Genomic DNA, 23,993 nt, shown 5'->3' with positions numbered 1-23,993 from the left:
GCAAAGGAATGCTGAACCATGCCTCTTCCAGCGGCGACTGCAGCCGTACCTCATTATCAAAATATTCTGGGCCAGGACACCGCAAGCAAGTTGCAAAAAGGCGGTGTAATTTCAAGATCTACAGGTGATGGACTCAAGGTTCAGTCCAAGTTCGGGGGCTACTTTGTTCGTGCCCGAAGCCGGATCAGTGCCTTTTTCAGTCGCGCCAGCAAAAGCCGGGTGACAACCCAGGACAGGGTCGCCCAGAGCCTGTTTGATAAATACTGCGATTTCTACGCTGCCAAGGGTGGAGATAAGAAGCTTTGTCAGTACAAAGTGGCTGCAGCAATGGTTGGAGCAGGTATTGCCTCGATTCGAACCAGCCCGGATGGTGATATCTCTGTTGTCAGCACCGGGCGCGCAGTCAATGCTGACCGTCTGGATAAACTTGATACGGCGCTTCGCTCAACCCCGGCTCAGCTGGCTTACCAGCTTATGGAAAAGGGGCAGCCCGTTCCCCCGGGCTTTATTGATAAGGCCTTGGTGCCACACTATGTTGGTCTGCTTTCTTCTGGCGAGAAATTGAGCGAACAGGAAGCTGAAATGTTTGCCATGAATAAAGTGGCAAATATGAAGAAAGATTACCTCAATAACCTTGTCGCTAATGCTATTTTCCCCCGTTTGAATCAGGCTGAGCTATCCCCGCAACAGGCAACGGTGAAAGCTGACGAACTGATTCAGTCTCTGAAATTACAAGGTGATCATTCAGTATTTAAAAAGCAGGTTACGGACCTGCTACAAATGCCCCCATGCAAGGATGAGGAGCTAAATCAGAAATTCAGATCCATGTTGATGGATACTCTGAGAGATACGCCTCTACCCGCCTACGACAAGATGCTGCCTGAAATTAAAGCTGACATTATGGCGGGCTCCATGAAGCCGGAGGAGGCCGAGAAAGCTGTCAGGGGTATGTTGGACAGTGCCGGCATCAAGGCGGACCGGGATGTCACATTCGAGCGCTTGCTGACATTGAAGCATCAGTTCAGATTACAGCATCCCCGTCTGGCACCGGTTCCCAGCGGGCACAGTTTTCCTTCAGTTAATCTCAGAAACCCACAAATGCCTCAGCTGGATGCGCCACAACCAACGCCCTATGAGCTGGACCAGGAAGATATCGAGTATATTCAGCGAGCAGTGGCTGACGGTAACAGCCTGTACATACCAAAGCATGATATTGCCAACCGGCTGAAACGGCTGGTTCTTCGCAATAAGCGCAAAATTGGCCTCTTCACTACTCAGGCTGTGACATTCACAGTGATTGCCGGAATCAGTACCGGTGGTATCGGGGCTGCAGCCGCTTTAACAGGGCAAATTGGGGGAACAGTCGCCGTTTCTGGTGGTTTGGCAGCCCTGCATCATATCAAGGGTGGACAACAGCGCCGGCAGATGGAGAAAAACGCTGACTTTGAACGTGATGATCAATATACCGAAGAGCTGGATAAGGTTACTAACGAGGTTAAGCAACGCTTTCTGGCTGCCGGAGTCGACCCGAAAAAACTGGCCAGCTTCCTTAAAAATGCCCGTTACTTCTGCTCCCACCGGGGTATGACGAATGCTTTCAATGCATACTCGGAACTGGAGCGCGACTACAATACTGCCCAAAAATTACAAGCAAGAAAAGATCAGAGTACGCCTGCAGCTGCAATCAAGGGAGAAGAAGCAACAGCCCGGGTTCAGTATCGGATGCAACAGCTGAAACAACATTTTAATCCATACGATCAAATGATCGTGGCTTCGGTTCAGGACATTGCCCGAATGGATGCAGAAATGGGCGTTCAGCTTGATAAACTCTGGAAGGAACGTTTCGAAGGCAACCCTGCTTATCAGGATGAAAATGGTCAGTTTGATAAAGACAAAGTAGCGGCATTATTTAACTATGCAGCAAAAGACTATCGGGTAAAACACAAGAAGTGGTATCAGATTGGTGGTGATGACAGTGAGTGGGTTGGGAAAGCGGTTCCACAGCTTAGACCGGAACATGACACAACTACTGAACCGGGAAAGGGTGAAGCCGGTTACCGTACGGAAAAGGCCAAAAAACTCTATAACCGCTCTGCAGTAAAAGCTGACCGAGGCGCCAAGTACTTTGCAGGCATGGCTCAAATGTATGGTAAAGACATGGCTAAAATTGGTGCGATTAACTTCGCTAAAGTGGTAGGCAGCGGGATAAAGACCGGAGCATTACCTGCACTGGCTGAGGGTGCTCAGCAAGTGAAGCCAACACCCACGCCAGAATATCTCGCAGCACTGGCTGGTTTTTATATCGCGAATCATGCTGCAGAAAAGGCCAATACCAAAGTAAATAACTGGCAGCTTAAAACGGGTAGAAAAGGTATAGGGCCTTTCAGTAAGAAGATGACCGGGCGTGAAAAAGTAGGTGTTGCCCGTACTGTCGGCAAAGCAAATCTTGAGAAGTTCATGAACAACCTGCAGAAGATGCACAGAGATCATGAAGATCTCAAAAGATTTGTAGATGGAACATCAAAGCGGGACCAAATAGCACGCAAGCTTGATGAGACTGCTGGCAAGGTGAAGGATAAAGCCCAGCACCTGGCAGATAAGGCAGAATTACCAAAAGGTGCCAAACTGCCAAAAGGAATGCCGGTTGAAAATCTGCGCGATTATGAGTTGGCCGTTATGATTCTTCGCCGCGAGCGTTACAAGGAAGAAGCCGAGAAGCTGATGGCGCAGGGCATTGCCGACTTCCATGATCGAGTGATAACCCAGACCAACGACATTGAGAGACGAATGTTTGATCTGGATGTCCCTGAATGGAAGGATCCTAAACCCGACCTTCCAACGTGAACCTTCCGTAAGGAAGGTTCATATCTTGAATACACTCCGGGCATTTTGTTCAAGGAACAGCTGTTTTGTTGTTCCACCCAGCTCCAGTTGATCAAGATCCTGTAAACACTTGCCAGGAGTTATCATCGGATAGTTACTGCCGAACATAACCTTTGTCTTGCCATGCCCTTTCATAAATTTAACCAATTCTTCAGGGAAACGGTTTGCGGCATATGCCGAAGTATCGATAAAGACATTCTGGTGTTTGGTTGCAACCGCAATCATTTCTGTGGTCCAGGGGTATCCAATATGACCACCTACAATTTTGAGTTCGGGGAAGTCCAGCGCGATTTCATCAATATAGGGGATTGGGCGCCCAGGCTCGGATGGACACAGTGGACCGGTATGACCGACCTGAAGGCAGACAGGAATATCCAGCTCCACACACTCGGCAAATAGTGGGTAATAGCGCCGGTCTGTTGGCGGCAGATTCCATAGCCACTGGACAATACGAAGTGCCTTGAATCCATGCCCCCTGACCCAGTAGCGCAGCTCCCTTACCGCTTCCATGGGCTTGTATAAGTTTACGGATGCCACACCAAGAAAACGCTCGGGGTGCTTTTCCACGATATCTGCGACTTCCTGATTGGAAATCAGGGCACCCTGTGGCCCATACCAGGCGCAAGCCAGAGACTGACTGACACCGGCCTGATCCATTGCTGCGAGGGTAAGTTCCAGAGGAACAGGGGTATCAGATGTTTCCGTTTTATTCCAACGCCTGAGCGAAGCAAACATTTCGTGGTTGGCAAATTTGAGATTTGGATGCTGCATCCAGACATCAATCGCAGTCGGCATAAGCTGTACCACAGATTCTTTTATGGAGGTGACTGCCAGCTTAAAAAGGATCATCCGGGTTGGGAATGACCACTTCCACCGCTTTGAATGACCGGAACGTTATGTTTTGGCAGGAGGAATACCGCGTTTAATGTTGGCTGGGTGTGACGCGAAGTATCTCGGCAACAGAGGTCAAGCCGGCCGCAACTTTCTGGGCACCGCTCAGGCTCAGGGTGTGCATCCCTTCTTTCATTGCCTGATGAGTGATCTGCCTTGCATCCTGATTCTGGCCGATAAGACCTCTGATCGCATCACTAAGCGGCATGATCTCGTATACACCTGCACGACCCTGATATCCCGTTTCACGACATATTGAGCAGCCAACCGGTTCATAAAAGTGTTGAGGCACACTGACAGACCATGGCTGAGTCAGGTTTTTCCAGACAGTTTTGTCTGCAGGAACGGCTTTTTTACAGTTCGGGCAAAGTGTACGAATCAGGCGTTGTGCCATGGAACCAAGCAGTACGGCTTTAAGCAGGTAGGGAGGGACGCCCAGTTCCAGCATGCGCGTAATAGCTGAGGGAGCATCATTGGTGTGAAGGGTTGAGAGTACCAGGTGCCCGGTAAGCGCAGCCTGAATTGCCATCTCGGCTGTTTCCAAGTCCCGGATCTCACCAATCATAATGATATCCGGATCCTGTCGCAGCAAGGCTCTGACACCACTGGCAAAGGTCAGGTCAATATTATGCTGAACCTGCATCTGGTTAAAATCCGGTTCAACCATCTCAATAGGATCTTCGATGGTGCAGACGTTAACTTCGGATGTAGCCAGCTGTTTCAGGGTTGAATAGAGAGTGGTTGTCTTACCTGAACCGGTAGGACCTGTTACCAGGACAATACCGTTAGGCTTCTGTGTCATTGCTTGCCAGCGGTTGTGATCTTCTGCAGAAAAACCCAGCTGGGAGAAGGATTTGACCAGCACCTCCGGATCAAAGATGCGCATTACCATCTTCTCTCCAAAGGCTGTGGGTAAGGTGGATAATCGCAGTTCTACCTCATTACCTTCAGGATTGCGGGTCTTGAGCCGACCATCCTGAGGCTTGCGCTTTTCAGCCACATCCATACGCCCCAGTATTTTCAGGCGACTGGTTACAGCGGCCATCACACTGGCTGGCATGGAGTAAACCGGGTGGAGTACGCCATCAATCCGTAACCGGAGTAAGCCTTTGTCCCGCCGGGGCTCGATATGAATATCACTGGCACGCTGCTCAAAGGCATACTGCAGTAGCCAGTCAACGATATTAACCACATGTTGATCGTTGGCATCCGGAGTTTTCTGACCATCACCCAGCTCAAGCAGTTGTTCAAAGCTGTTGATATGCCCGGATCTTACACCCTCAGTACTACCTGCACCCTGCACTGAGTGGGCTATACGATAGAACTCGGTGGTAAAGCGGCGAATATCTTCCGGGCTGGCCACAACCCGTTTGATCGCTTTTCGGGTGACATGGCTCAGATCATCTTCCCAGCCGGTATGCCAGGGTTCGGCACTGGCGATGGTCACTTCCCTTGGTGATACTTCCACCGCCAGAATATGGTGGCGGGTGGCAAAAGCCTGAGACATTACCGGGGTAACTTCGGCAACATCGACTTTCAGAGGGTCTATCGCGTAATAGGGCTGACCAGCAGTCTTTGCCAGCCAGCGTGTCAGGGTCGCAAGATCCAGCTTTTGCCCGGTTTTGGTCGCATCTTCCAGCTCCAGACTGGCCAGATATTCCAAGGGGTGCAACCCGGCAGATTTGCCTGTTCGGGAGCGATTAAGTGCTTCTTCCGCCGCATCCTGATCCAGTCGCTTGTCACGCACCAGATCGTGAATGATCTGGCCAAGATCCAGTAGTGAGTCAGGATGTTCATCTGCCATTTGAAACCCGGCTTCCGTGCTGAATTAATAAATGTTGAATATTTCCTATGGTTTATCGGCCAGTTTAGCGAGCTGGTAACCCAAAGCGGCTTTGCTGATATCAGAGGGTTCCAGTTCGAAATCCTGCTGAAGCTCCCGATGTAGCTGGTGCAGGCTATCTTCATCTCCGGATATCAGCTCCAGCTCTATTTCAGATACTGCCTCTTTATGTGGTCCTGCACAGATTTCGCCCTGATCAATAGCGACCTCAATAGTCGTCGGGGTAGAAGCAGGCCAGTTGAGCTGAATAGAGGTACGTTGAATCCGGGTTTCAAAAACAGGTTTCAGGTCGGTCGAGTCAAAAGATTGCAATGCGGTTGGCAGATATTTATGGGCAAGTGTAAGATCCACCACAGGAGCAGATAGCAGCCAGTCTACTTCAGGGCGCCGACTCAGGCCCTGCTCACTACGGCTGTCGAACTTGAGCGTTTGTATGATCTGCTGATCTTTTTGCCGAACACGTAATGCAACTTTGTTGCGGATAAAATCCAGCGTCCGGGTGTCGAAGTAAGTCGATATCAGCAAATGGCGTTCGAGCGTACCATTGTTATACTTGCGGAATATATCGTACGTTTCTAGCCTGCCGATGTCCTGAGGCCGGATTCTAAGTTTCAGTTCAATTTCCGCATTCATGTTGTCGTCCTGGATTTTCGGTCGGGCTAATTTATTGGCTTGGCAGTGAAAGTAAAGGTGGCAATGTGTTCGCTGTTTTGAACGGGGTCTGCCCGGGGATCGGGTGAACCTTTTAATTCAGGCGCATTTGGTAATGGACTGTATCGAGGCGGGTGGTATTGCAAGGGGCCGCGGCGTCTATATACTTGCGCTTTTTGTTGACGGAAAGAGTCATGCCGAGCAACTTGCTATCCAGCGTTTTCGGACGCTCCCCGATCGGTCCGATCCAGAAGCATATTGCCAAGGCGCATGAATGCGCCACCGAATTGCTGCCATTTTTTCAGGCTGTCTATGAAGAAGACTGGGAACTGGCTGCCAATCTGCAGCATACAATCAGCAGGCTGGAAGAAGAAGCGGATGTAATCAAGAAGAACGTTCGTCTCTCGCTGCCCAAAAGCCTGTTCCTGCCGGTTCCCCGTGCAGACTTGCTGGAAATCGTAACGGTTCAGGACAAGGTCGCTAACCGGGCCAAGGATATCGCTGGTCTGGTACTGGGACGTGAAATGAAGTTTCCGGAGCCGATTCGTGAAGCTTTCCTGCTGTACCTGCAGCGTTCCATTGAAACCTCCATGCAGGCTCTTCGCGCGATGAATGAACTGGACGAACTGCTTGAAACCGGTTTCCGTGGGCGTGAAGTTGATTTGGTCGAACACATGATTGAAGAGCTCGACAATATCGAAAGCGATACTGACGACCTTCAGGTTCAGGTGCGTAAAATTCTGTTCGCCATTGAGCAGGATCTACCGCCGGTTGATGTGATCTTCCTTTATAAAATTATCGACTGGGTGGGTGATCTCGCAGATCGCGCCTCCCGAGTGGGTAGTTACCTTCAATTAACGCTTGCCCGATAAAACTTCCTGATTGGTATATAACGATGTCTGTTATAGCAGAGCACGGCACTTTATTGCTGATTCTTGCAGGTGCCTTTGGTTTCTTCATGGCCTGGGGGGTAGGGGCAAACGATGTTGCCAATGCCATGGGCACATCTGTTGGCTCCAAGGCACTGACTGTTCGTCAGGCCATTATGATTGCGATTGTGCTTGAATTTGCCGGCGCATATCTGGCCGGTGGATCAGTTACAGCCACAATTCGAAAGGGCATTATTGACCCGACCATGCCGTTCTTGCAGGAAAACCCTGAGCTGCTTGTTTATGGCATGCTCTCGGCCCTGTTGGCAGCCGGTACCTGGCTGCTGGTGGCGACCCACTTTGGCTGGCCGGTTTCTACAACTCACTCCATCGTCGGTGCCATTGTCGGCTTTGCCGCTGTGGGTATCTCCATGGATGCGGTCAGCTGGGGCAAGGTAGGCTCAATTGTAGCCAGCTGGGTTGTCTCGCCGGTACTGTCGGGGACGCTGGCGTTTCTGATATTTATCAGTATCCAGCGATTGATCCTCGATACTGACCACCCGTTCCGTAATGCCAAGCGTTATGCGCCCATCTATATGATGCTGGTGGGCTTCATGATGGCAATGGTTACCATGACCAAGGGCCTGAAACATATCGGTCTGCCACTGACCACAACTCAGTCTGTCATTCTTTCACTGGTGATTGGTTTTGCCGTCATGATAGTCGGTAAGACCATGCTGCACCGAGTGAAAGAAGATCGTCAGGCCGATAAGCAATTCCATTTCTCCAGTGTGGAGAAAGTGTTCGGCATCATGATGATCTTTACTGCCTGTTCTATGGCCTTTGCTCACGGTTCTAACGATGTAGCAAATGCTGTTGGCCCGCTGGCTGCAGTAGCCAGTATCGTCATCTCCGGTGGTGAAATTGCCTCCAGTGCCGAGATGCCTTCCTGGGTACTGCTGTTGGGTGGTATCGGTATCGTGATTGGTCTGGCGACTTATGGCTACCGGGTAATGGCCACAATCGGAAAGCATATTACCGAATTGACCCCAAGCCGTGGCTTTGCTGCAGAGCTTGCAGCGGCTACAACCGTGGTATTGGCTTCTGGTACTGGCCTGCCTGTTTCAACCACACATACGCTGGTTGGTGCGGTGCTGGGTGTCGGTATGGCCCGTGGTATCGGTGCGCTGAACCTGCAGGTGATTGGTAAGATCTTTGCCTCATGGGTTGTGACCCTGCCAGCCGGTGCGATCCTTTCCATTACTTTCTTCTTTATGATGCAAAGCTTCTTCGGCTGATCTTTCCAAGGGCATATTGTGATTGCAATATGCCCTTATCCCTTAGGTCAACAGAACCTAGTATCGGCCTTGAAAATCAAATTCAAGTTGCCGGTCTTTCTTGGCTGTTCCACCATTCCATCTCTTGAGCCATTCAGAAAGTTGCTTCAAGTAGCCGCTGGCTGATTGTTCTATTTGTGAGGATTTTTCGGGATCCCATGAATCGTGACAGTTAATTTTCTCGACTTCCTTACAAATGAGTTCCAGCTCATCCAGTAATATTTGTTTTTCCTTCTGATGTTTTTTAGCGTTTTTTGCATGATCCCGGCAGGAAAATAGCAGCACAATACAGCTGCCTTGCAGCCTTGAGATATCTAGGGGGGGCGCATCTTCGAAAACAGGGTGTGGCCCTACTGTATGATGCGATGGAAGCATACTTGTTGGAGAGGTAAAGCCAATAACCGGTGAGGAAGACCCATCGATATTCAATATCTGACGAGGACCAGAACTGCTCTGTTGTAACGCTACTGAAAGAGGAGAGCTGGATACTGAGTGAGTAGAAGAAGGGCTTTGCTTGAGCCTTGCTGGAATATCCACGCTGGACGTTGAAGAGTAACTTTTTCCGATGCCTGAATCTGCGCAGTGCAGGGTTGATTTAGCTGAAGGAACAGCCACAGGAGGGGACATTTCCCTTCTGCTCATTGAGTTAAGGCTGGTATCAGACTTGCTGCAATAGCCAGGTAAAGGAGGGCGATGACCGGGACAATGCCATTTTTCCGAAATATTATTATAGGTTTGTAACACCATCATCAGGTGAACTCTGGAGCAACCTGTAGCAACAGGAAGCCCTTGAAATCCACTATTTGCTCCACGCTCCACATAAGGTTTCAGTTCTGTGAGGTGTTCGTTAGCATCCGAGTCATCTAACTGGGGTTGTAATACATATGACAACATGATTGCCCAGGCTTCATGCAAGGTATTCATGAGTGTTAAAAAGGGAACGGTTGAAGGTTCTTCTGATATTGCTTTCTCTTTGGTTGGTTTTGACTGGTGTGTTGGGGATATAAAAGCCACATAACCTTGGTGTGCTGCAGGTTTAGGAGAGGGAGCACAAACAGGAACAACTTCCTTTTGAGCCTGCAATATATCGGCCGTTAATTTCTGTACATCAACTTGATAATTTATCGTGTGACACGCTTGGGTATAGGGAGTGATAGAGCTTATCAACTCAGGACTTAAACTGGCTTCTATTTTTAGCTGTTCTAACAACTGATAGATATGAAGCTCAACTTGCGCCCAGGTAGCGAAAATCTTCATATCTGGTGAAGCTTCTGTGATCAGGCGCCTGAGAGCTATAAGTGCGCGCTGATGTCGTACAGCTTCAATACAGTCATAAGAGCCACCCGCTGTCGCAGTTAATGCTCCATATAGCTGAAGCCAGATATCACATAGCTCCCCTAGTGCTCTGAGGATGCAACTTGTTTCCAGGACAAAATTAAAGGGGGCTGAAGGGTTACTCTCTATTCTGGCGATACACCGATGCTTATCTTCTAAAGACAATGAGTTCTCGACTGTTACGCTCCCATCTGCTTGTAACAAAATATAAAAAACAGGGCTGAAATCAAGCTTTCTTCTTTCTGGATATATTTCTTCCAGTTTGTGTTCCTGCTCATTTTCAAGGTAGTGCAGGCATAGTTGAGAGCAGGGATAGTTTTCAATGTAAGGTTTAGTGCGAACCCCTAATAAAATTTGACCAATTGTAGCCCTCATTGATCCATGGCGTTTTACATAAACTGAGAGTTGGTATTGCTGTTTAGGCCAATAAACAGGAATGATCTTACTTCCTTGATGGAAGTGAACATGTTGTTTGTTAGCCGGAGTCTGATCTCGATTCCAAATACATTTTGATACTAAGGGTAGTAAAAGGGTAAACCTGCTTCGAGGCGGTTCCCCTGAATACACTGCATAAAAAGAAGGTGTTCCATTTTCATTAATATAGCCACCATACCAACCAGGATATGTTCTTTCTGAAGGTCCTGATCCAGAGAAATATGACGGGCAATAAAGCGTCATTAGCTCATTGGGAATAGAGACCATAGGAACTGCTAGCTTTTCTGGGTAATTGTGCCCATACACTTCTGCAGCAAGCATCAGAAAATAGCAGATATATAATATTTTGAATATTGTTGCTTTTTTCATAAACCGCTCCGGAAACAACGGCTTTATTCAAACTAGTACGAACTAATTAAATTCTCCAACAGGTTAATTGATAAATCTGGTAACATTTGATGTTTATTTGATATTTGCTACGCATGTAAAAAGTGAAAAATAAATGCTGTTATTTAAGAGCCTGTTAAAAGAACTTATTTCAACTCCTTCTATAAGTTGTACTAATAAAAAGCTGGATTTAAGTAACAAACCTGTTATTGATTTGCTGGCAACAGCCTTTGAGGAAATGGGCTTTCATTGTGATATCAGTCCGGTTAATGGTGAAGAAGGCAAGTTTAACCTGATAGCGACACTTGGAACGGGCCCGGGAGGATTGGTACTCGCTGGCCATACTGATACCGTTCCTTATGATCTGAACCGCTGGCAGCACGATCCCTTCAAACTTACTGAACAAGATAACCGCTTTTACGGGCTGGGCACCTGCGATATGAAGGGCTTCTTTGCGCTGGTACTGGAAGCCGTCAAACCCTTTATTGGCAAGCCGCTGAAGCAGCCCATTATTGTGCTGGCAACGGCTGACGAAGAAACCACCATGTCTGGTGCAAGAGCGCTGGCAGAAGCCGGCAAGCCGAAAGGGCGATATGCGTTGGTTGGAGAACCAACAGGCATGCGTCCGGTGCATATGCACAAGGGTATTATGCTGGAACGGTTGCAGATTACCGGAAAGTCAGGTCATTCGAGCAACCCTGCACTGGGCCTGAATGCAATGGAAGGTATGCATGAAGCGATGGGTGAGCTGTTGAAATTAAGGGGTGAATTACAGCAGCGCTATCAGAATCCGGGCTTCAGTGTACCGGTGCCGACAATCAACCTGGGATGTATTCATGGGGGAGATAACCCCAACCGAATCTGTGGCCAATGCATGCTGGAGTATGATGTGCGGATGATGCCGGGTATGGAAGCTGAGGCTGTCCGTCAGGAGATGAGACAGCGTATTGCGCCGTTGATTGAGTCACGGGGCATGCAGTTTGATCTTTATCCTGTTTCAGAAAGTGTTGAGGCTTTTCACTCCGATATTAATGGTGAACTGGTTCAGACCTGTGCCCGGTTGACGGGTTATGACCCGGAATCAGTGGCTTTTGCAACCGAAGCTCCGTTTATCAATCAGTTATGTGGTGAGACTGTGGTGTTAGGGCCGGGCGATATTGATCAGGCCCATCAGCCGGATGAATATCTGTCACTGGATCGTATTGATCCGATGATAAGTTTGCTCAGGGAGTTAATGAAACGGTTCTGTCTGGAGTAAGATAACCGTCGCAAACAATAACAGCATAACAAGACAAGCGAGTGTGTGTAGTGATCCTGAACACCACTGAATACGTTAAGTTTTTCCGGCAGTCATCGCCCTATATTCATGCCCACCGGGGCAAGACCTTTGTGATGATGCTCAGTGGCGAGACTGTCGATCATCCGAACCTGCCGCATATCATCCATGATATCGCGTTGCTGAGCAGTCTGGGTGTCCGGCTGGTACTGGTGCATGGTGCCCGCCCCCAGATTGACGAGCGTATTCGCTCTCGCGAGCTGGAGCGTGTATTTCACAATGATGTCCGGGTTACGGACAAGGCTGCGCTTGAATGCGTCAAGGATGCGGTTGGCAGTCTTCGGCTGAAGCTGGAAGCACAGTTATCCACAGGTCTGGTTAACTCGCCGATGTATGGCTCCCGGATTCGGGTTGTCAGTGGCAACTATGTCACGGCCCAGCCTCTGGGCGTTGTTGATGGCATTGATTATCTGCACTCAGGTGAAGTTCGGCGCATTGATGCCAAAGGCATTTCCCGCCAGCTGGATGAAGGTAATGTGGTGTTGCTCTCCTGTATCGGGCTTTCTTCCACGGCTGAAATTTTCAATCTTCCGGTTGAATCTGTCGCGCACCAGACAGCTCAGGAACTGAAAGCTGAAAAGTTGATTATGTTCAGTGCCAACAAAGGGTTATTCAACGCTGAAGGGGAGCTGACCCGCTCTATCAGACCACTTGAAGCCCGGCATAAACTACTGCCCTGTCAGGATGCAGAGGGACGTCGATTGTTGATGGCTGCACTGGAAGCGGGGCAGGGCGGTGTAATGCGTACCCATATCATTAGTCATGAAGATGATGGCTCACTGCTGGTGGAGCTGTTTACCCGTGATGGTGCAGGTACCCTGCTGACTCTGGACCGCTATGAAGAAATGCGCACGGCCAGTATTGAGGATGTCGGGGGCATTCTGGAGCTGATTCGGCCTCTGGAGGAAAAAGGGATTTTGGTGCGCCGTTCACGCAAGCAGATAGAGCGGGAAATCGGACTGTTCAGCGTGATTGTTCGGGATGGCATGATCATTGGTTGTGCAGCACTTCACCTGTTTAAGGATGGGCACAGTGGTGAGCTGGCCTGCATTGTGGTTCATCCAGATTATCGCCGCAGTGACCGGGGCGATGTACTGCTGGAGCAAATTGAGTCCCGAGCCAGGGAGGAAGGAATATCCAGATTGTTTGTACTGACCACCCGAACCTCACACTGGTTTGCTGAGAGGGGCTTTGAGCAGGTTATGGTAACTGATCTGCCGCAAGACCGGCAGAACTCCTATCCGGTTGCCAGAGCATCCAAGGTTTTGATGAAAACTCTGGATGAATGATCTCCTGATTCTCTTTTGCTGAAGAGAAAACACCTGCAGCTTTGACTGTAGGTGTTTTCTTTTTAATAAGGGTTTAAAGCCTTCTGTAATAGGTGGTTCGCCTGTTCCAATCGTATTTTTACCGTCTTTTTTTAAACCGAATCGGGCATTATATTTGGCGGTGTAAAAAATATATCACTCTTCAGAACAGTTACGGCTTACTGCCTTTTGTCGGTCAAAGGAATATTCATGTTCAGCAGGAAAATCTTCAGATCCAACAGCTTGCTTATGCTTTTGCTGTGTTTGCTGATGACCTGCGTGCTGATGTTGCTGCAGATGAATGTTTACTTCGCTTCAGGCTCACTGTCATCCATGTCCTCTGAGCAAAGACTGACTACCATTCCCGGCTTTCACCCCGGTAATTCACAAAACAACCTGATTCTGAGGGCGTCAGTTCCCTGATCCGGGATATGAGTCCCCGAGCAGAATCTTCTGCTGATGTTGTGGCATTGGGGCCACCCATATCGGTTTTTACCCAGCCCGGATCAAGCGCTGCCACGGTAAACTGCTCATCTGCAAGCTCGATGGAGAGCGACTTAACCAAAGAGTTAACCGCAGTCTTTGAGGCACGGTAAACGAGCTGCCCACCGGATGTGTTGGTCGCAATCGAAGCCAAACCACTGCTGAGGTACATCAGCTTTCTATCCTGACCCGCCCGTAAATTATCAAGCAAAGCCTGAGTCAACATAGCTGGCCCGGCAACATTGGTTTGCATCACTCGTTGCCAGTCTGCATATGTCATTTCACTGAGCTCTTGTCCGGGCCCGACAACACCGGCACTGTTGATAACAATATCCAGTGGTGTATTCAGCAGCTGTTTTTGTATGGTTTTCAGATCTGTTTCACTGGTTACATCCAGTTTAAGCAGGGTCAGGTTTTTATCAGCGATGGCACTCAGCTCGGTTGCCTGCTCCGGTGAGCGGCAACAGGCAAAAACCTGATCTCCAGCCTTCAGAAATTGACGGGTTAACTCCAGACCAATACCGCGGTTAGCACCTGTAATCAGCACGCTGGACATTTTTGCCTGCCTGAATTGAGAGGAGATGCTCTGATATTAGCAAGGGGGAGTAACAGCAGGGTGTATCAGGTAAGAAAAGCAGCCGCCTGAAACAGCGGCTGCTTCAAGCGGAAGATTAAACTTCAAACTCAGGAAGTTTTTTCTCGGCGTAAACGCGATTCAGGCGGGCAAAGTGTGGCATGCCATTGGCGTCGTATGGCGGATAGTCTTCACCACGAATCAGTGGCTCCAGGTATTTACGGCACTTGTCTGTAATCCAGAAACCATCTTCGGAAATGAAGTCGTCCGGCATCATTTTTTCGACGTTGGCGACATCTGACAATGGTGCTTCACCGATGCTCCAGCTGTATTCCGGGCCATCGTTGCGGACGATAGTGGTCATCACGGCATTCTTGCCAGCCATCGCATACTCAACAGCAGCTTTGCCCACAGCGTAGGCTTGCTCAACGTCAGTTGCAGAAGCTATATGGCGGGCAGAACGCTGCAGGTAATCTGCTACAGCCCAGTGATATTTATGGCCCAGGGCTTCCTTGATCATGCGGGCCAGGGTCGGCGCAACACCTCCCAGCTGAACATGGCCGAAGGCGTCGGTGGTGCGAGATGCGGACAGGAATGTACCGTCACCGTAATGTACACCTTCCGAAACCACGATGACGCAGTAGCCTTCGGATTTAACGGTTTCATCAACCTTGTTCAGGAAAGCGTCGCGGGTAAAGCCACGTTCCGGGAACAGAATCATATGAGGCGGATCACCGGCTTTTTGGGAAGCCAGTGCACCGGCCGCTGCGATCCAGCCGGCATTACGGCCCATCACTTCCATGATGAAGACCTTGGTGGAGGTATCGCACATGGACTGGATATCCAGTGCGGCTTCCTGCGCAGAAATAGCAACATATTTGGCAACCGAGCCAAAGCCCGGGCTGCAGTCAGTCAGAGGAAGGTCATTATCTACAGTTTTGGGAATACCAATGCAGGTCAGTGGGTAATCCATCTGCTTACTGAGCTGGGCAACCTTGTTGGCTGTATCCTGAGAGTCACCACCACCGTTATAAAAGAAGTAACCGATGTCGTGAGCTTTGAACACTTCAATCAGTCGCTCGTACTGGGCACGGTGAGTATCAACACAGGGCAGTTTATAGCGACAGGAGCCAAATGCACCTCCTGGCGTAAAGCGCAGGGCGGCAATGGTCTCATCCGTTTCTTTACTGGTATCAATCAGCTCTTCACGTAACGCACCGAGAATACCGTTGTGGCCAGCATAGACAGTTCCAATCTTGTCAGAATACTGTCGTGCGGTCTCGATTACGCCACAGGCACTGGCATTAATTACTGCCGTTACCCCCCCGGACTGGGCGTAAAATGCGTTTCTTTTTGTCATAGACTTCAATGTTCCCGTAAGGAAGCTGGTGCGGTTTGGTTGTTATCAATTCGCTGGCGGTATCATACTGGACTGGCGTCGGTTTTGCATTCATCCAGAGCCGGCTTTACTCTGGTGCGAATACGATTCAGTCTGGCAATTATCTTGAGCTTGAAAAACTCGGCTATGCATATTCATATTCTTGGTATTTGTGGCACATTTATGGGCAGTCTCGCGCTGCTGGCGCGGGAAATGGGGTTCGAAGTCAGTGGTTCTGACCAGGGTGTCTATCCGCCTATGAGTACCCAGCTGGAACAGCAGGGCATCAAACTAATGGAGGGCTATAAGGCAGAACATCTGAAGCCTGCTCCGGATCTTGTGGTCATCGGAAATGCACTGTCCCGAGGCAATCCGGCCGTAGAATATGTGCTGAATGAAGGGCTGCCATATACCTCGGGGCCACACTTCTTTGCAGACAAGATTTTACCCGGGCGCTGGGTACTGGCCGCGGCCGGTACACATGGTAAAACGACAACAGCAAGCATGTTGGCGTGGGTGCTGGAATATGCGGGTATGAAGCCCGGCTTTCTGATTGGTGGCGTTCCCCTGGATTTCGGACTTTCAGCAAGATTGGGTGAAACACCGTTTTTTGTGGTGGAAGCTGATGAATATGACAGTGCTTTTTTCGACAAACGTTCGAAATTTGTCCATTACCGCCCGCGCACTGCCATTCTGAATAACCTCGAATATGACCACGCTGATATTTTCCCTAATATTGAAGCGATTCAAACCCAGTTCCATCATCTGGTTCGAACCATTCCGGGTAATGGTCTGGTGATCATGCCGGAGTACGACGAGTACCTGAAAGAGGTGTTAGCTAAAGGGTGCTGGAGTGAGGTGCAGACACTGGATGTTGAGAACCGATCAGCACAGTGGCAAGTACAGCCCAAAAAGGATGACAGCAGTCATTTTGATATTTTGCAAAATGGCAAAGTCGTCGGGCAGGTTAATTGGGAACATACCGGTAAACATAATATGGCCAATGCTCTGGCGACGATAATGGCAGCACGTCATGTTGGGGTGATGCCAGAACATGCCTGTGAAGCTCTGAGTCGGTTTCAGGGGGTAAAGCGGCGAATGGAAGTTTTTGGTGAAGCCAATGGCATCACTATTTATGATGACTTTGCCCATCATCCGACTGCAATTGCCACTACCCTTGAAGGTTTGAGAGCCCGTTTGGGGGATGCCAGCCGTATTCTCGCAGTCATTGAGCCACGTTCGAACACGATGAAAATGGGATGTCATCAAGGCAAGCTGGGACAATCTGCAGCGGCAGCAACTGAAGTTGTCTGGTATCAGCCAGAAACCATTGCGTGGTCACTGGAAGAGGAAGTACTGAGCTCTGGCACCACCAGTACGGTGCTAACTGATACCCAGAAAATTATTGAATACATTACTAGGCAGAGCCAACCCGGAGATCATGTGGTTGTTATGAGTAATGGTGGATTTGAAGGCCTTCACGGGCGATTGCTGAAGGTATTGCAGGAACAGGAGCTGGCATGAGTAGTAACTTGAGTAGTAACTACCGGGAAATCATCACTGTCGCCATGACCGGCGCTTCCGGAGCCCAATATGGACTGAGATTACTGGAGTGTCTTGTCAGGGCAAATTGCCAGATTTACCTGATGATCTCCAGTGCTGCCAGAGTTGTACTTGAAACAGAGACGGATGAAATGCTGCCAGAGGATGCTGACCAGACATCAGCTTACCTGGAGCAACGTTTTGAAGCAGCAGAAGGGCAGATTCGGGTTTTCCATAAAGAAGAGTGGATGGCTCCGGTTGCATCCGGCAGCGGTGCTCCCAGCAAGATGGTAGTGTGTCCCTGCAGTACTGGTTCCCTTTCCAGCATTGCTACAGGCGCAAGCAATAATCTGATTGAAAGGGCGGCTGATGTAGCGCTTAAAGAACGACGTCAGTTGATCCTGGTGGTACGGGAAACACCTCTGTCCGAGATCCATCTGGAAAATATGTTAAAGCTGACCCGAATGGGAGCTGTAATCCTGCCGGCCAGTCCAGGCTTCTATAATCGCCCTGAGACTGTTGAGGATATGGTGGATTTTGTGGTTGCCAGAGTTCTGTCACAGTTGGGAATCGAGCAAGCGTTACAGCCTCGATGGGGAGGTTGAGGTTATTTTTCCTCTTCGATGGGGTAACACTTCTGTAACCAGAGTGCGAGCGCATCAAGGTATTCTGCCAGAGTGGTCTCAGCACTGGCAGCGGAAGCTGTGACTTCAAGCTTGAATTCCTTAGGAATGTATTCTCTCAGGGCGGCGAATTGATAAGCGGCGTGGGGCTGATCGGAAAAAGCCAGCACGCTGCCCGGCTCTGGTCTGGTTTGTAACCATTGATAAGCAGTCAGGGCTGTATAGGGTCTTTCCCAGTGGCCGTTTTTCAAAAATCTCGGGGTGTCGATATAGGTGACGGCAACCTGACGCATTTCAGTGGGTAGCTTGGTTGTATGAAATAACAGTTTTGCTGCCTCGGTTTCGTTCTGTGGAATCAGGTCTTCATAATGAGTGCCAGCCGGAGCCTGTTTAAATCCGTCTGAAGTCAATTCTTCAATTTTGTCGATTTCCGGTATCAACGGGCGCTGACCGGTGAGAAATACTATTTCATCGGTACGAAGGCCTTGTTGCCAAAGGTTTATAAAATGTCCCAAACGCCTTTTCATGCGGGGGACTGCCCCGCCAAGAATGATGGCGTAACGGTAATGGCTTTGAGTTGGAGCCAGGTCTTCCCTGATACCTAAAGCATCAAAATCTTTAAGAAGCTTTTTGCGTTCATCTGGAGTAACACGGGGCTCAGATAGCTCCCAGCGCTCCATGCCAGGTTTTCGGCCCCAGTGTTCGTTGGCTGCTTTAACAATACCCGCGGTGTTGTTTTCATAGTCCACATGCAGGTAGCGCAGCAATTCTCTTGCAAGTTCCAGGTCAGGTTCCGGGGTCGCAGCAAAGGCATTCAGCGTCATAAACAGTCCGATCAGGAAAAAGATACTGCGTTTCATGTTTTTATTGAGTGTTTTCAGGTAAGTGAATTGCTAACCAAACGGTATCCCTGTCCGGTACTGTCCATGCGACCCGGTGCTTTAAATGAGCTGGTAGAAAAATATAGTCGCCTGGATCAAGGGAGAAAAGGGAAGGATGGCCCTCTATTTCAAGCTTGGCTGCACCGGAGAGTAATACAACCCATTCATCGTTATTCTGGTCATACCATTGACTGGGCGGTGTTGAATGACCGTGAGAAACAATTCGCTCTATTCTTACAGGACCTGAATGTAATAATGGCTCGAAAAATTCCTGATCTGGCAGAAAGTTAACTGCGGTAAATAAATGACCTGAACGAAATGCGGGCGTCGAGCCACTGACCATACAATACTCCGTCAGTCGTAAAGCATGTAGCCTCTTCCCGATAAACAATATGAAAAGAGGCGGTAATTCTTACTGCTGGATACCAAATGAGGTAGAAGACTGCACCTGGTTGGCATTCTTGGTGAAACTGGGGTCAAGCTCCGGCATATCCCAATTCTGGGGATAGTTCTTGGAAAGCGACTCCATCAGCATCGCATAATCCTGAGCCGGCTTGTTCAGCAGATAGGTCAGGAAAGTGTAAAGCTTGTTGGTCATCTGGCGATTAAAAACATTCGCATCTTCCTGACTCAATTTTCCCTGATTGATGTATTCCTCAATCATGGATTCATGAACACAGTTGGCAGCGATAGTTAACGCGAGTTTTTTAACAGTGTTTTCGTTCATGTCTGACTTCCATTGCGACAGCGCCCCGGACGAGGCTTCCCTTATCGAAAACCGGTTAAAAAACGGCTTCCTTATTAATTAAAGGTAGTTGCCGGATGGCTTATGACAAGCTAGAGCGATTGATTTACCTTAATTTTCGGGAGATCCAACATGATTACAGAGGCTTGTCTATACTCTTATGAAATAAGGACTATAGATGCCTCATTTAAATTAATAGCTTTAGTTTAAATCAGAGACTGGCAAGTCAGCATAAATGACCACTCAGGGAGATCGTGGTAATGGGAAAAGGAGGAGGCGTTGGGGGAATCAGCCCGGGTCACGTGGGCTATAGCTACCAACCTGATCAGGTTACAGCCCGCAAGAATGTTGAGCATGCCAAGCAGAATGGGCATATTGTAACAGTCGTTAATAATCCGAATTCCCAACTTCCTTCCGGTCCTCGGTTGGAAGGAAAAGCTCCTTTAAAGACCTCTTATGATATCCAGGCTACCAAGCATTATGACAATGAGCTTAAAGCCTGGGAAAAGATAGCTTTATGTATTGAGCTGGAGCCTCATGAACTCGAGGCTTTTCAGAAAATGCAACCTGATCAAAGACAGGAATTACTGGGAGCCTTCAGAAGCAGTTTATCCAGAGATGACTGGCAATGCCTTATGCATACCAAGAATCCGGAAGAAGTACAGCAGGTTCTGGGTTCAGATATGGTTGATACAGACCTCTCCGGTCCGCAGGCAGGCTTTCAGGTTTCAACTGGAGCGATTGGCGAGGGGGCGGGCAGCGGTCTGAATTATGAAAATATCTTTAATAAGCTGGCCAGAGGTGAGTCTCTTACTCCTGAAGAGCGGGCAGCGTTCCAAAATATGGACCCCAAGACCAAGGCTGCTTGGAAAGCCCAGTTGCAAGATGACTTCAAGCAAAATGGCATCAATGTAAAATCTGGTGATCTTGATAATCTTTTCAATGGCGGTTCCGCCCGCCTTGCACTGCCTTCATTTAGTGGTTCTGTACCGGGCGTCAGTGGTTCTCTGCCCAGTGTGAACGGGTCTCTTCCAAGTGTAAATGGCTCACTTCCCAATGTGAGTGGATCTCTGCCGAATGTAAGCGGCTCTCTACCCGGTGGTAATTTTTCTACCCCTGATTTTGGTCTGTCAGGTGACTCGGGCAAATACAAAGCACTCAAAAATAAAGATAAGACCTGGGAAAAAGTTCGGTCAGGTAAGCAACTTAATTTCCTGGAACGCAGAAGGCTTAGAAAACTGCCAAATGAACATCAACTAGGGCTCCAGAAAGAATGGAATATTTCAAACGACCAGTGGCGTGGGCTGGTTAGAAATGGAAAGCTGGATGGTGCTCCGGCCGGTAATCAAGTGGGCTTTGGCGGAGGAGGCTTTGGAACAAACCTGAGTACTCCCGATCTTCGTGGCGGCGTTGGTGGCGGAGATCTGGATGGAGGCTTTGGGGGACAATCAGGCAATTTTGGTATTTCTACAGGTCAGGGGCAGATTCCTGGTGGTCAGGCTGGAATTGGTGGTGGCGAATTTGGAGGCAGGGTTAATCCACCCAACTTTAATGGCGGATTAGGCGGCTTTGAACTGGATAGTGATTCTGATAGCTCTGGTTTAGGTGCCGGTATTAATACACCAAATGTTGGTGGCAGTGTGGGAGGCCCGGGCTTTAAAGCAGGTGTTACACCTCCTTCTGTTGGTCTTGATGCTAATGCAGGTCAAGTTAAAAAAGCGGGGCGTATGCGTCGCTTCGGAAGAAAGCTGTATAATTTCTTTATCGGTAAACCGATTACCAAGTTTGTGAAGTGGGGCTCCAAGTTTGGTATCAAACATATGTCCCGCTGGGATGACAAAAACAAAGATAATTTATATCAGGCATCTGCACATCTATCCGGACTTCCACCCAGAGGGCAGGAAGGTAATGCTGTCATTAGTCATGATCAGATGGCTAATACTATGATGTGTATGAATCAACCAGGCTCTGTAATTGCTGATATGTCGATGTACCATCCAGAGGCGAGAAAGCAATTCAGCCCTGAAGTGTTGGATCAATTGGGTACTAGCCGGCTTTATCAAGAAAAAGTACAGGCTCATAATGGTAATGTAAGCATTGGGACTGGACAGTCAACAGATCAGGGGCAGCGCAGCGGCAGTTTGGGTTATGAATTGCCAAATGTAAAATTCTCCGGTCAGACAGGTGCCCCTGATGGTGCTGGTATCAATTCCAAAACCGGTGATGTTTTTGACCAGGTAGGCATGGGTCAAGGTAATACTACTTCAGCACCTAATCAGTCTGGTGTCAGTGTTAATGCAGGCCTGGATACCCCGGATGTTTCTGGAGAGGTCACTCCCCGACTGGGCATCATAGAAAGAACCAAGCAGACTCTCTCGAATGGTGCATCTACTATCAAGGGTGCTTTTTCCAGAAAAGGTAAAACAGACACTAATGGTGCCGGGGTTTCTGGCGGTATAGGTGTTAATGGTCAACCCCCTTCAGGAACTACCACGTCTTCTATTGGCGTTCAGACTATACAAAACCCTCCAGTCACAAATACTCAATTCACACCATTACATCCTACAAAAACCTTTGCTGCTGCAGGTATTGTACTGGATGGAAGTAATGTGCGAGGTAGTAAGGATACTATGAATCTGTATCGCTATCTTGCAGGGCTCGAGCGCCCTGAAGGAACGAGTCAAGAAGATCTGGAAAGTAATATTCAGGAATCAATGATGTTTTGCGGGCTTGCGAGGCAGGAAGGTAATGAGTTGGTGTTATTACCTCACACCTTGCATCAGGCTTCCATGGCATGTGGCTGGGTTAACTTCGGTATAGAAGATCGAGAAAACCAAGCTCATATGATGCAAAAGGCTATGCAGAGCCGTCAGCAGCTGCCTCCATCTCCTCCACCCTACAGAAACCCTCCTACTTATGGACGGAAGAATGATACTGCAGTCTAGGTGATTTATAAAAAACGGAGCTTTAAATAAGCTCCGTTTTTTATTCTTTGGAGCCAGGGGTCTTAATATGTCCCATCGCAAGGCAATATCGAATACCAACTCGCCAGATTATCGATATCATCCTCACTCAGCATTTTTGCAAGATTCACCATCGGTTTATGGTTGTTTCGGTGTTCTGACTTGTAGTCTCTTAATTGCTTGGCCAGATAACTCTCTTTCTGGCATGCCAGATTCGGATTAACCGCCAGAGTCCCGATACCTCGGGTTCCATGACACCCGGCACAAAGCTGGGCAGCCTTTTGTTGTCCGGCCTGTTGTTGCTCTGTCAGTTTCAGCTCCTGATTACATCCTGAAAGAGCGGTAATAAATAAAATAAGTGCACTGATTCTGCTTTTGTTGTTAATCAATTGCAGTTCCGTCTTGTTTTAGCCTGAGCCAGGCATGGGAATACCAGTGAAAACGCCCCGTAGTCCAGGACGGCATGGTGCAATTATAGCGGGATCGACCGACAGGCAAGGTTTCTGGGGCTGTTGTTGAAAAAGATGTTCTGGTTTCGTTTAGCCATAAAACAGGAATGACCCCGTGTCCTGAAGCAAAACATTGCAGCTCTTTAAGGCGAAACTTGCCTGGCATAAGCTCTACTTTAAGCACCGGCGGGTTGTTGTCCGTAATCAGTGGCGAGTCGGGCATCTCGGAAACCAAAGGCAGAGGTAGGCTGTAGATGCGGCTGCGTAGTGAGTTGATGGATGTGTAATTACCTGAAATCGCAAATCGTGGCAGGTTAGTCATATCACTGGCCAGGCTGGCTGGGCCGGATTGTTGTCCGAAGCCGATATACCCCATCTCTTTCAACATCTGCCTCAGCTCCGGGACAGATTCACCGTATGGCCAGGCAAAGTAGCGAATATCCTGACCTGTTTCTTCTTTCAGCCGTTTCTGAGTGTATTCAATATCAGCTTTGACACGGCTCAGCCATGCTGCTTCAGTCTCTTCTTTACCGCGCTCGACAACATGGGAATGGGTGCGAGTGTGGTTTGCCAGTGTTGCACCTGATTCTGCCATTTCCCTCAGCTGTTTCCAGCTCATGATTTTACCGAACTTGCGATCGACAGGGTCGGTAGCAACAAACACAGTGAATGGCATGTTGTACTTTTTTAGTGCAGGAAAGGCGTTGTCGTAAATAGAGGTAAAGGCATCATCGAAGGTAATGACTACAGTTTTATCCGGTATCTGCTGACCTGTTTGGAGATATTCAATAATTTTTGGCAGTGGCCAAACGGAGAAACCTTCCTTGTTAAGGTATTCAAGATGCTCGGCAAATCGTTCCGGGCTGATGCTGGTCACTGCTGGTGTAGTGGTGCTGACATGATGGTATTGCAGAATGACTGCATGGCTGGAACCAGTTGTTTCGGCCAGTGTCGGCCCCAGAGGTGCAAGACAGATCAAGAGTAACAGGATTCGATGGAGCAGGTTCATAAGCTTCGTTATATCAGGGGAAAAATAGTCTGAGGATAAAGGTAAGGGTAAACCTGTCGTGAACTGCGCGCG

General features: G+C 48.9%; 19 protein-coding genes. 8 read left to right on the top strand and 11 right to left on the bottom strand.

What is annotated here, in order from left to right; all coding sequences use genetic code 11:
- The first annotated feature begins 18 nt into the window (after positions 1-18).
- Positions 19-2,844, top strand: a complete 2,826-nt coding sequence (locus ACYZZ0_RS06335) for a hypothetical protein (RefSeq protein WP_461535752.1) — start codon at positions 19-21, stop codon at positions 2,842-2,844.
- A gap of 18 nt (positions 2,845-2,862) precedes the next feature.
- Here ACYZZ0_RS06335 and ACYZZ0_RS06330 read toward each other — a convergent pair whose 3' ends face one another.
- The 3 genes from ACYZZ0_RS06330 to ACYZZ0_RS06320 all read right to left on the bottom strand — a co-directional run bounded on the left by ACYZZ0_RS06330 (position 2,863) and on the right by ACYZZ0_RS06320 (position 6,250).
- Complete coding sequence (locus tag ACYZZ0_RS06330; protein ID WP_461535751.1) at positions 2,863-3,678, bottom strand: amidohydrolase family protein; 816 nt, start codon at positions 3,676-3,678, stop codon at positions 2,863-2,865.
- 127 nt (positions 3,679-3,805) lie between these two features.
- On the bottom strand, positions 3,806-5,578 hold the full coding sequence (locus ACYZZ0_RS06325; RefSeq protein WP_461535750.1) for a GspE/PulE family protein: 1,773 nt from the start codon (positions 5,576-5,578) through the stop codon (positions 3,806-3,808).
- A 45-nt stretch (positions 5,579-5,623) separates the two neighbouring features.
- A complete protein-coding gene (locus tag ACYZZ0_RS06320) occupies positions 5,624-6,250 on the bottom strand; it encodes a CYTH domain-containing protein (RefSeq protein ID WP_461535749.1) in 627 nt (208 codons plus the stop codon).
- Positions 6,251-6,462: 212 nt separating this feature from the next.
- On the opposite strand from ACYZZ0_RS06320, the gene ACYZZ0_RS06315 reads away from it, so the two are divergent.
- Both ACYZZ0_RS06315 and ACYZZ0_RS06310 read left to right on the top strand, forming a co-directional pair.
- Positions 6,463-7,140, top strand: a complete 678-nt coding sequence (locus ACYZZ0_RS06315; RefSeq protein ID WP_461535748.1) for a TIGR00153 family protein — start codon at positions 6,463-6,465, stop codon at positions 7,138-7,140.
- A 23-nt stretch (positions 7,141-7,163) separates the two neighbouring features.
- Positions 7,164-8,435 (top strand): inorganic phosphate transporter, encoded by a 1,272-nt coding sequence (locus ACYZZ0_RS06310; RefSeq protein WP_461535747.1) that lies wholly within the window; start codon positions 7,164-7,166, stop codon positions 8,433-8,435.
- Between the two features lie 57 nt (positions 8,436-8,492).
- Here ACYZZ0_RS06310 and ACYZZ0_RS06305 read toward each other — a convergent pair whose 3' ends face one another.
- Entirely contained in the window at positions 8,493-10,613 is a 2,121-nt protein-coding gene (locus ACYZZ0_RS06305; protein WP_461535746.1) for a hypothetical protein, read from the bottom strand.
- A 133-nt stretch (positions 10,614-10,746) separates the two neighbouring features.
- Between ACYZZ0_RS06305 and argE the strand changes: the two genes are divergently transcribed.
- On the top strand, positions 10,747-11,889 hold the full coding sequence (argE, locus tag ACYZZ0_RS06300; RefSeq protein ID WP_461535745.1) for an acetylornithine deacetylase: 1,143 nt from the start codon (positions 10,747-10,749) through the stop codon (positions 11,887-11,889).
- Between the two features lie 50 nt (positions 11,890-11,939).
- Positions 11,940-13,256 (top strand): amino-acid N-acetyltransferase, encoded by a 1,317-nt coding sequence (argA, locus tag ACYZZ0_RS06295; protein ID WP_461535744.1) that lies wholly within the window; start codon positions 11,940-11,942, stop codon positions 13,254-13,256.
- A 373-nt stretch (positions 13,257-13,629) separates the two neighbouring features.
- Here argA and ACYZZ0_RS06290 read toward each other — a convergent pair whose 3' ends face one another.
- Entirely contained in the window at positions 13,630-14,313 is a 684-nt protein-coding gene (locus tag ACYZZ0_RS06290; RefSeq protein WP_461535743.1) for an SDR family oxidoreductase, read from the bottom strand.
- 115 nt (positions 14,314-14,428) lie between these two features.
- The gene (locus ACYZZ0_RS06285; protein WP_461535742.1) at positions 14,429-15,691 is read right to left on the bottom strand and encodes a 6-phosphofructokinase; all 1,263 of its coding nucleotides are present in this window, start codon (positions 15,689-15,691) and stop codon (positions 14,429-14,431) included.
- 165 nt (positions 15,692-15,856) lie between these two features.
- On the opposite strand from ACYZZ0_RS06285, the gene mpl reads away from it, so the two are divergent.
- Positions 15,857-17,233, top strand: coding sequence for a UDP-N-acetylmuramate:L-alanyl-gamma-D-glutamyl-meso-diaminopimelate ligase (gene mpl, locus ACYZZ0_RS06280; RefSeq protein WP_461535811.1), 1,377 nt, complete (start codon positions 15,857-15,859; stop codon positions 17,231-17,233).
- Positions 17,230-17,856, top strand: a complete 627-nt coding sequence (locus ACYZZ0_RS06275) for a flavin prenyltransferase UbiX (protein WP_461535741.1) — start codon at positions 17,230-17,232, stop codon at positions 17,854-17,856. Before mpl ends, ACYZZ0_RS06275 begins: the two co-directional genes overlap by 4 nt.
- A gap of 2 nt (positions 17,857-17,858) precedes the next feature.
- Here ACYZZ0_RS06275 and ACYZZ0_RS06270 read toward each other — a convergent pair whose 3' ends face one another.
- From ACYZZ0_RS06270 to ACYZZ0_RS06260, 3 genes are all read right to left on the bottom strand, one after another.
- Complete coding sequence (locus ACYZZ0_RS06270; protein ID WP_461535740.1) at positions 17,859-18,734, bottom strand: hypothetical protein; 876 nt, start codon at positions 18,732-18,734, stop codon at positions 17,859-17,861.
- 4 nt (positions 18,735-18,738) lie between these two features.
- Positions 18,739-19,098 (bottom strand): cupin domain-containing protein, encoded by a 360-nt coding sequence (locus ACYZZ0_RS06265; protein WP_461535739.1) that lies wholly within the window; start codon positions 19,096-19,098, stop codon positions 18,739-18,741.
- A 69-nt stretch (positions 19,099-19,167) separates the two neighbouring features.
- Positions 19,168-19,482, bottom strand: a complete 315-nt coding sequence (locus tag ACYZZ0_RS06260) for a hypothetical protein (protein WP_461535738.1) — start codon at positions 19,480-19,482, stop codon at positions 19,168-19,170.
- A 278-nt stretch (positions 19,483-19,760) separates the two neighbouring features.
- On the opposite strand from ACYZZ0_RS06260, the gene ACYZZ0_RS06255 reads away from it, so the two are divergent.
- Positions 19,761-22,445, top strand: a complete 2,685-nt coding sequence (locus ACYZZ0_RS06255; protein ID WP_461535737.1) for a hypothetical protein — start codon at positions 19,761-19,763, stop codon at positions 22,443-22,445.
- A gap of 62 nt (positions 22,446-22,507) precedes the next feature.
- Here the strand turns inward: ACYZZ0_RS06255 and ACYZZ0_RS06250 are convergent, their stop codons facing one another.
- Together ACYZZ0_RS06250 and ACYZZ0_RS06245 are read right to left on the bottom strand one after the other, a co-directional pair.
- Positions 22,508-22,852 (bottom strand): c-type cytochrome, encoded by a 345-nt coding sequence (locus ACYZZ0_RS06250; protein ID WP_461535736.1) that lies wholly within the window; start codon positions 22,850-22,852, stop codon positions 22,508-22,510.
- Positions 22,845-23,921 carry a polysaccharide deacetylase family protein gene (locus tag ACYZZ0_RS06245; RefSeq protein WP_461535735.1) on the bottom strand — a complete coding sequence of 359 codons (1,077 nt, stop codon included), beginning with the start codon at positions 23,919-23,921 and terminating at the stop codon, positions 22,845-22,847. The genes ACYZZ0_RS06250 and ACYZZ0_RS06245 overlap by 8 nt, the downstream gene beginning before the upstream one ends.
- Between the last annotated feature and the right edge of the window lie 72 nt (positions 23,922-23,993).

It is taken from the genome of Spongorhabdus nitratireducens, assembly GCA_947387575.1.
Classification (GTDB): domain Bacteria; phylum Pseudomonadota; class Gammaproteobacteria; order Pseudomonadales; family Endozoicomonadaceae; genus CANDOC01.
The sequence above is the reverse complement of the archived record's forward strand: the minus strand, read 5'-3'. Positions and strand labels throughout refer to the sequence as shown.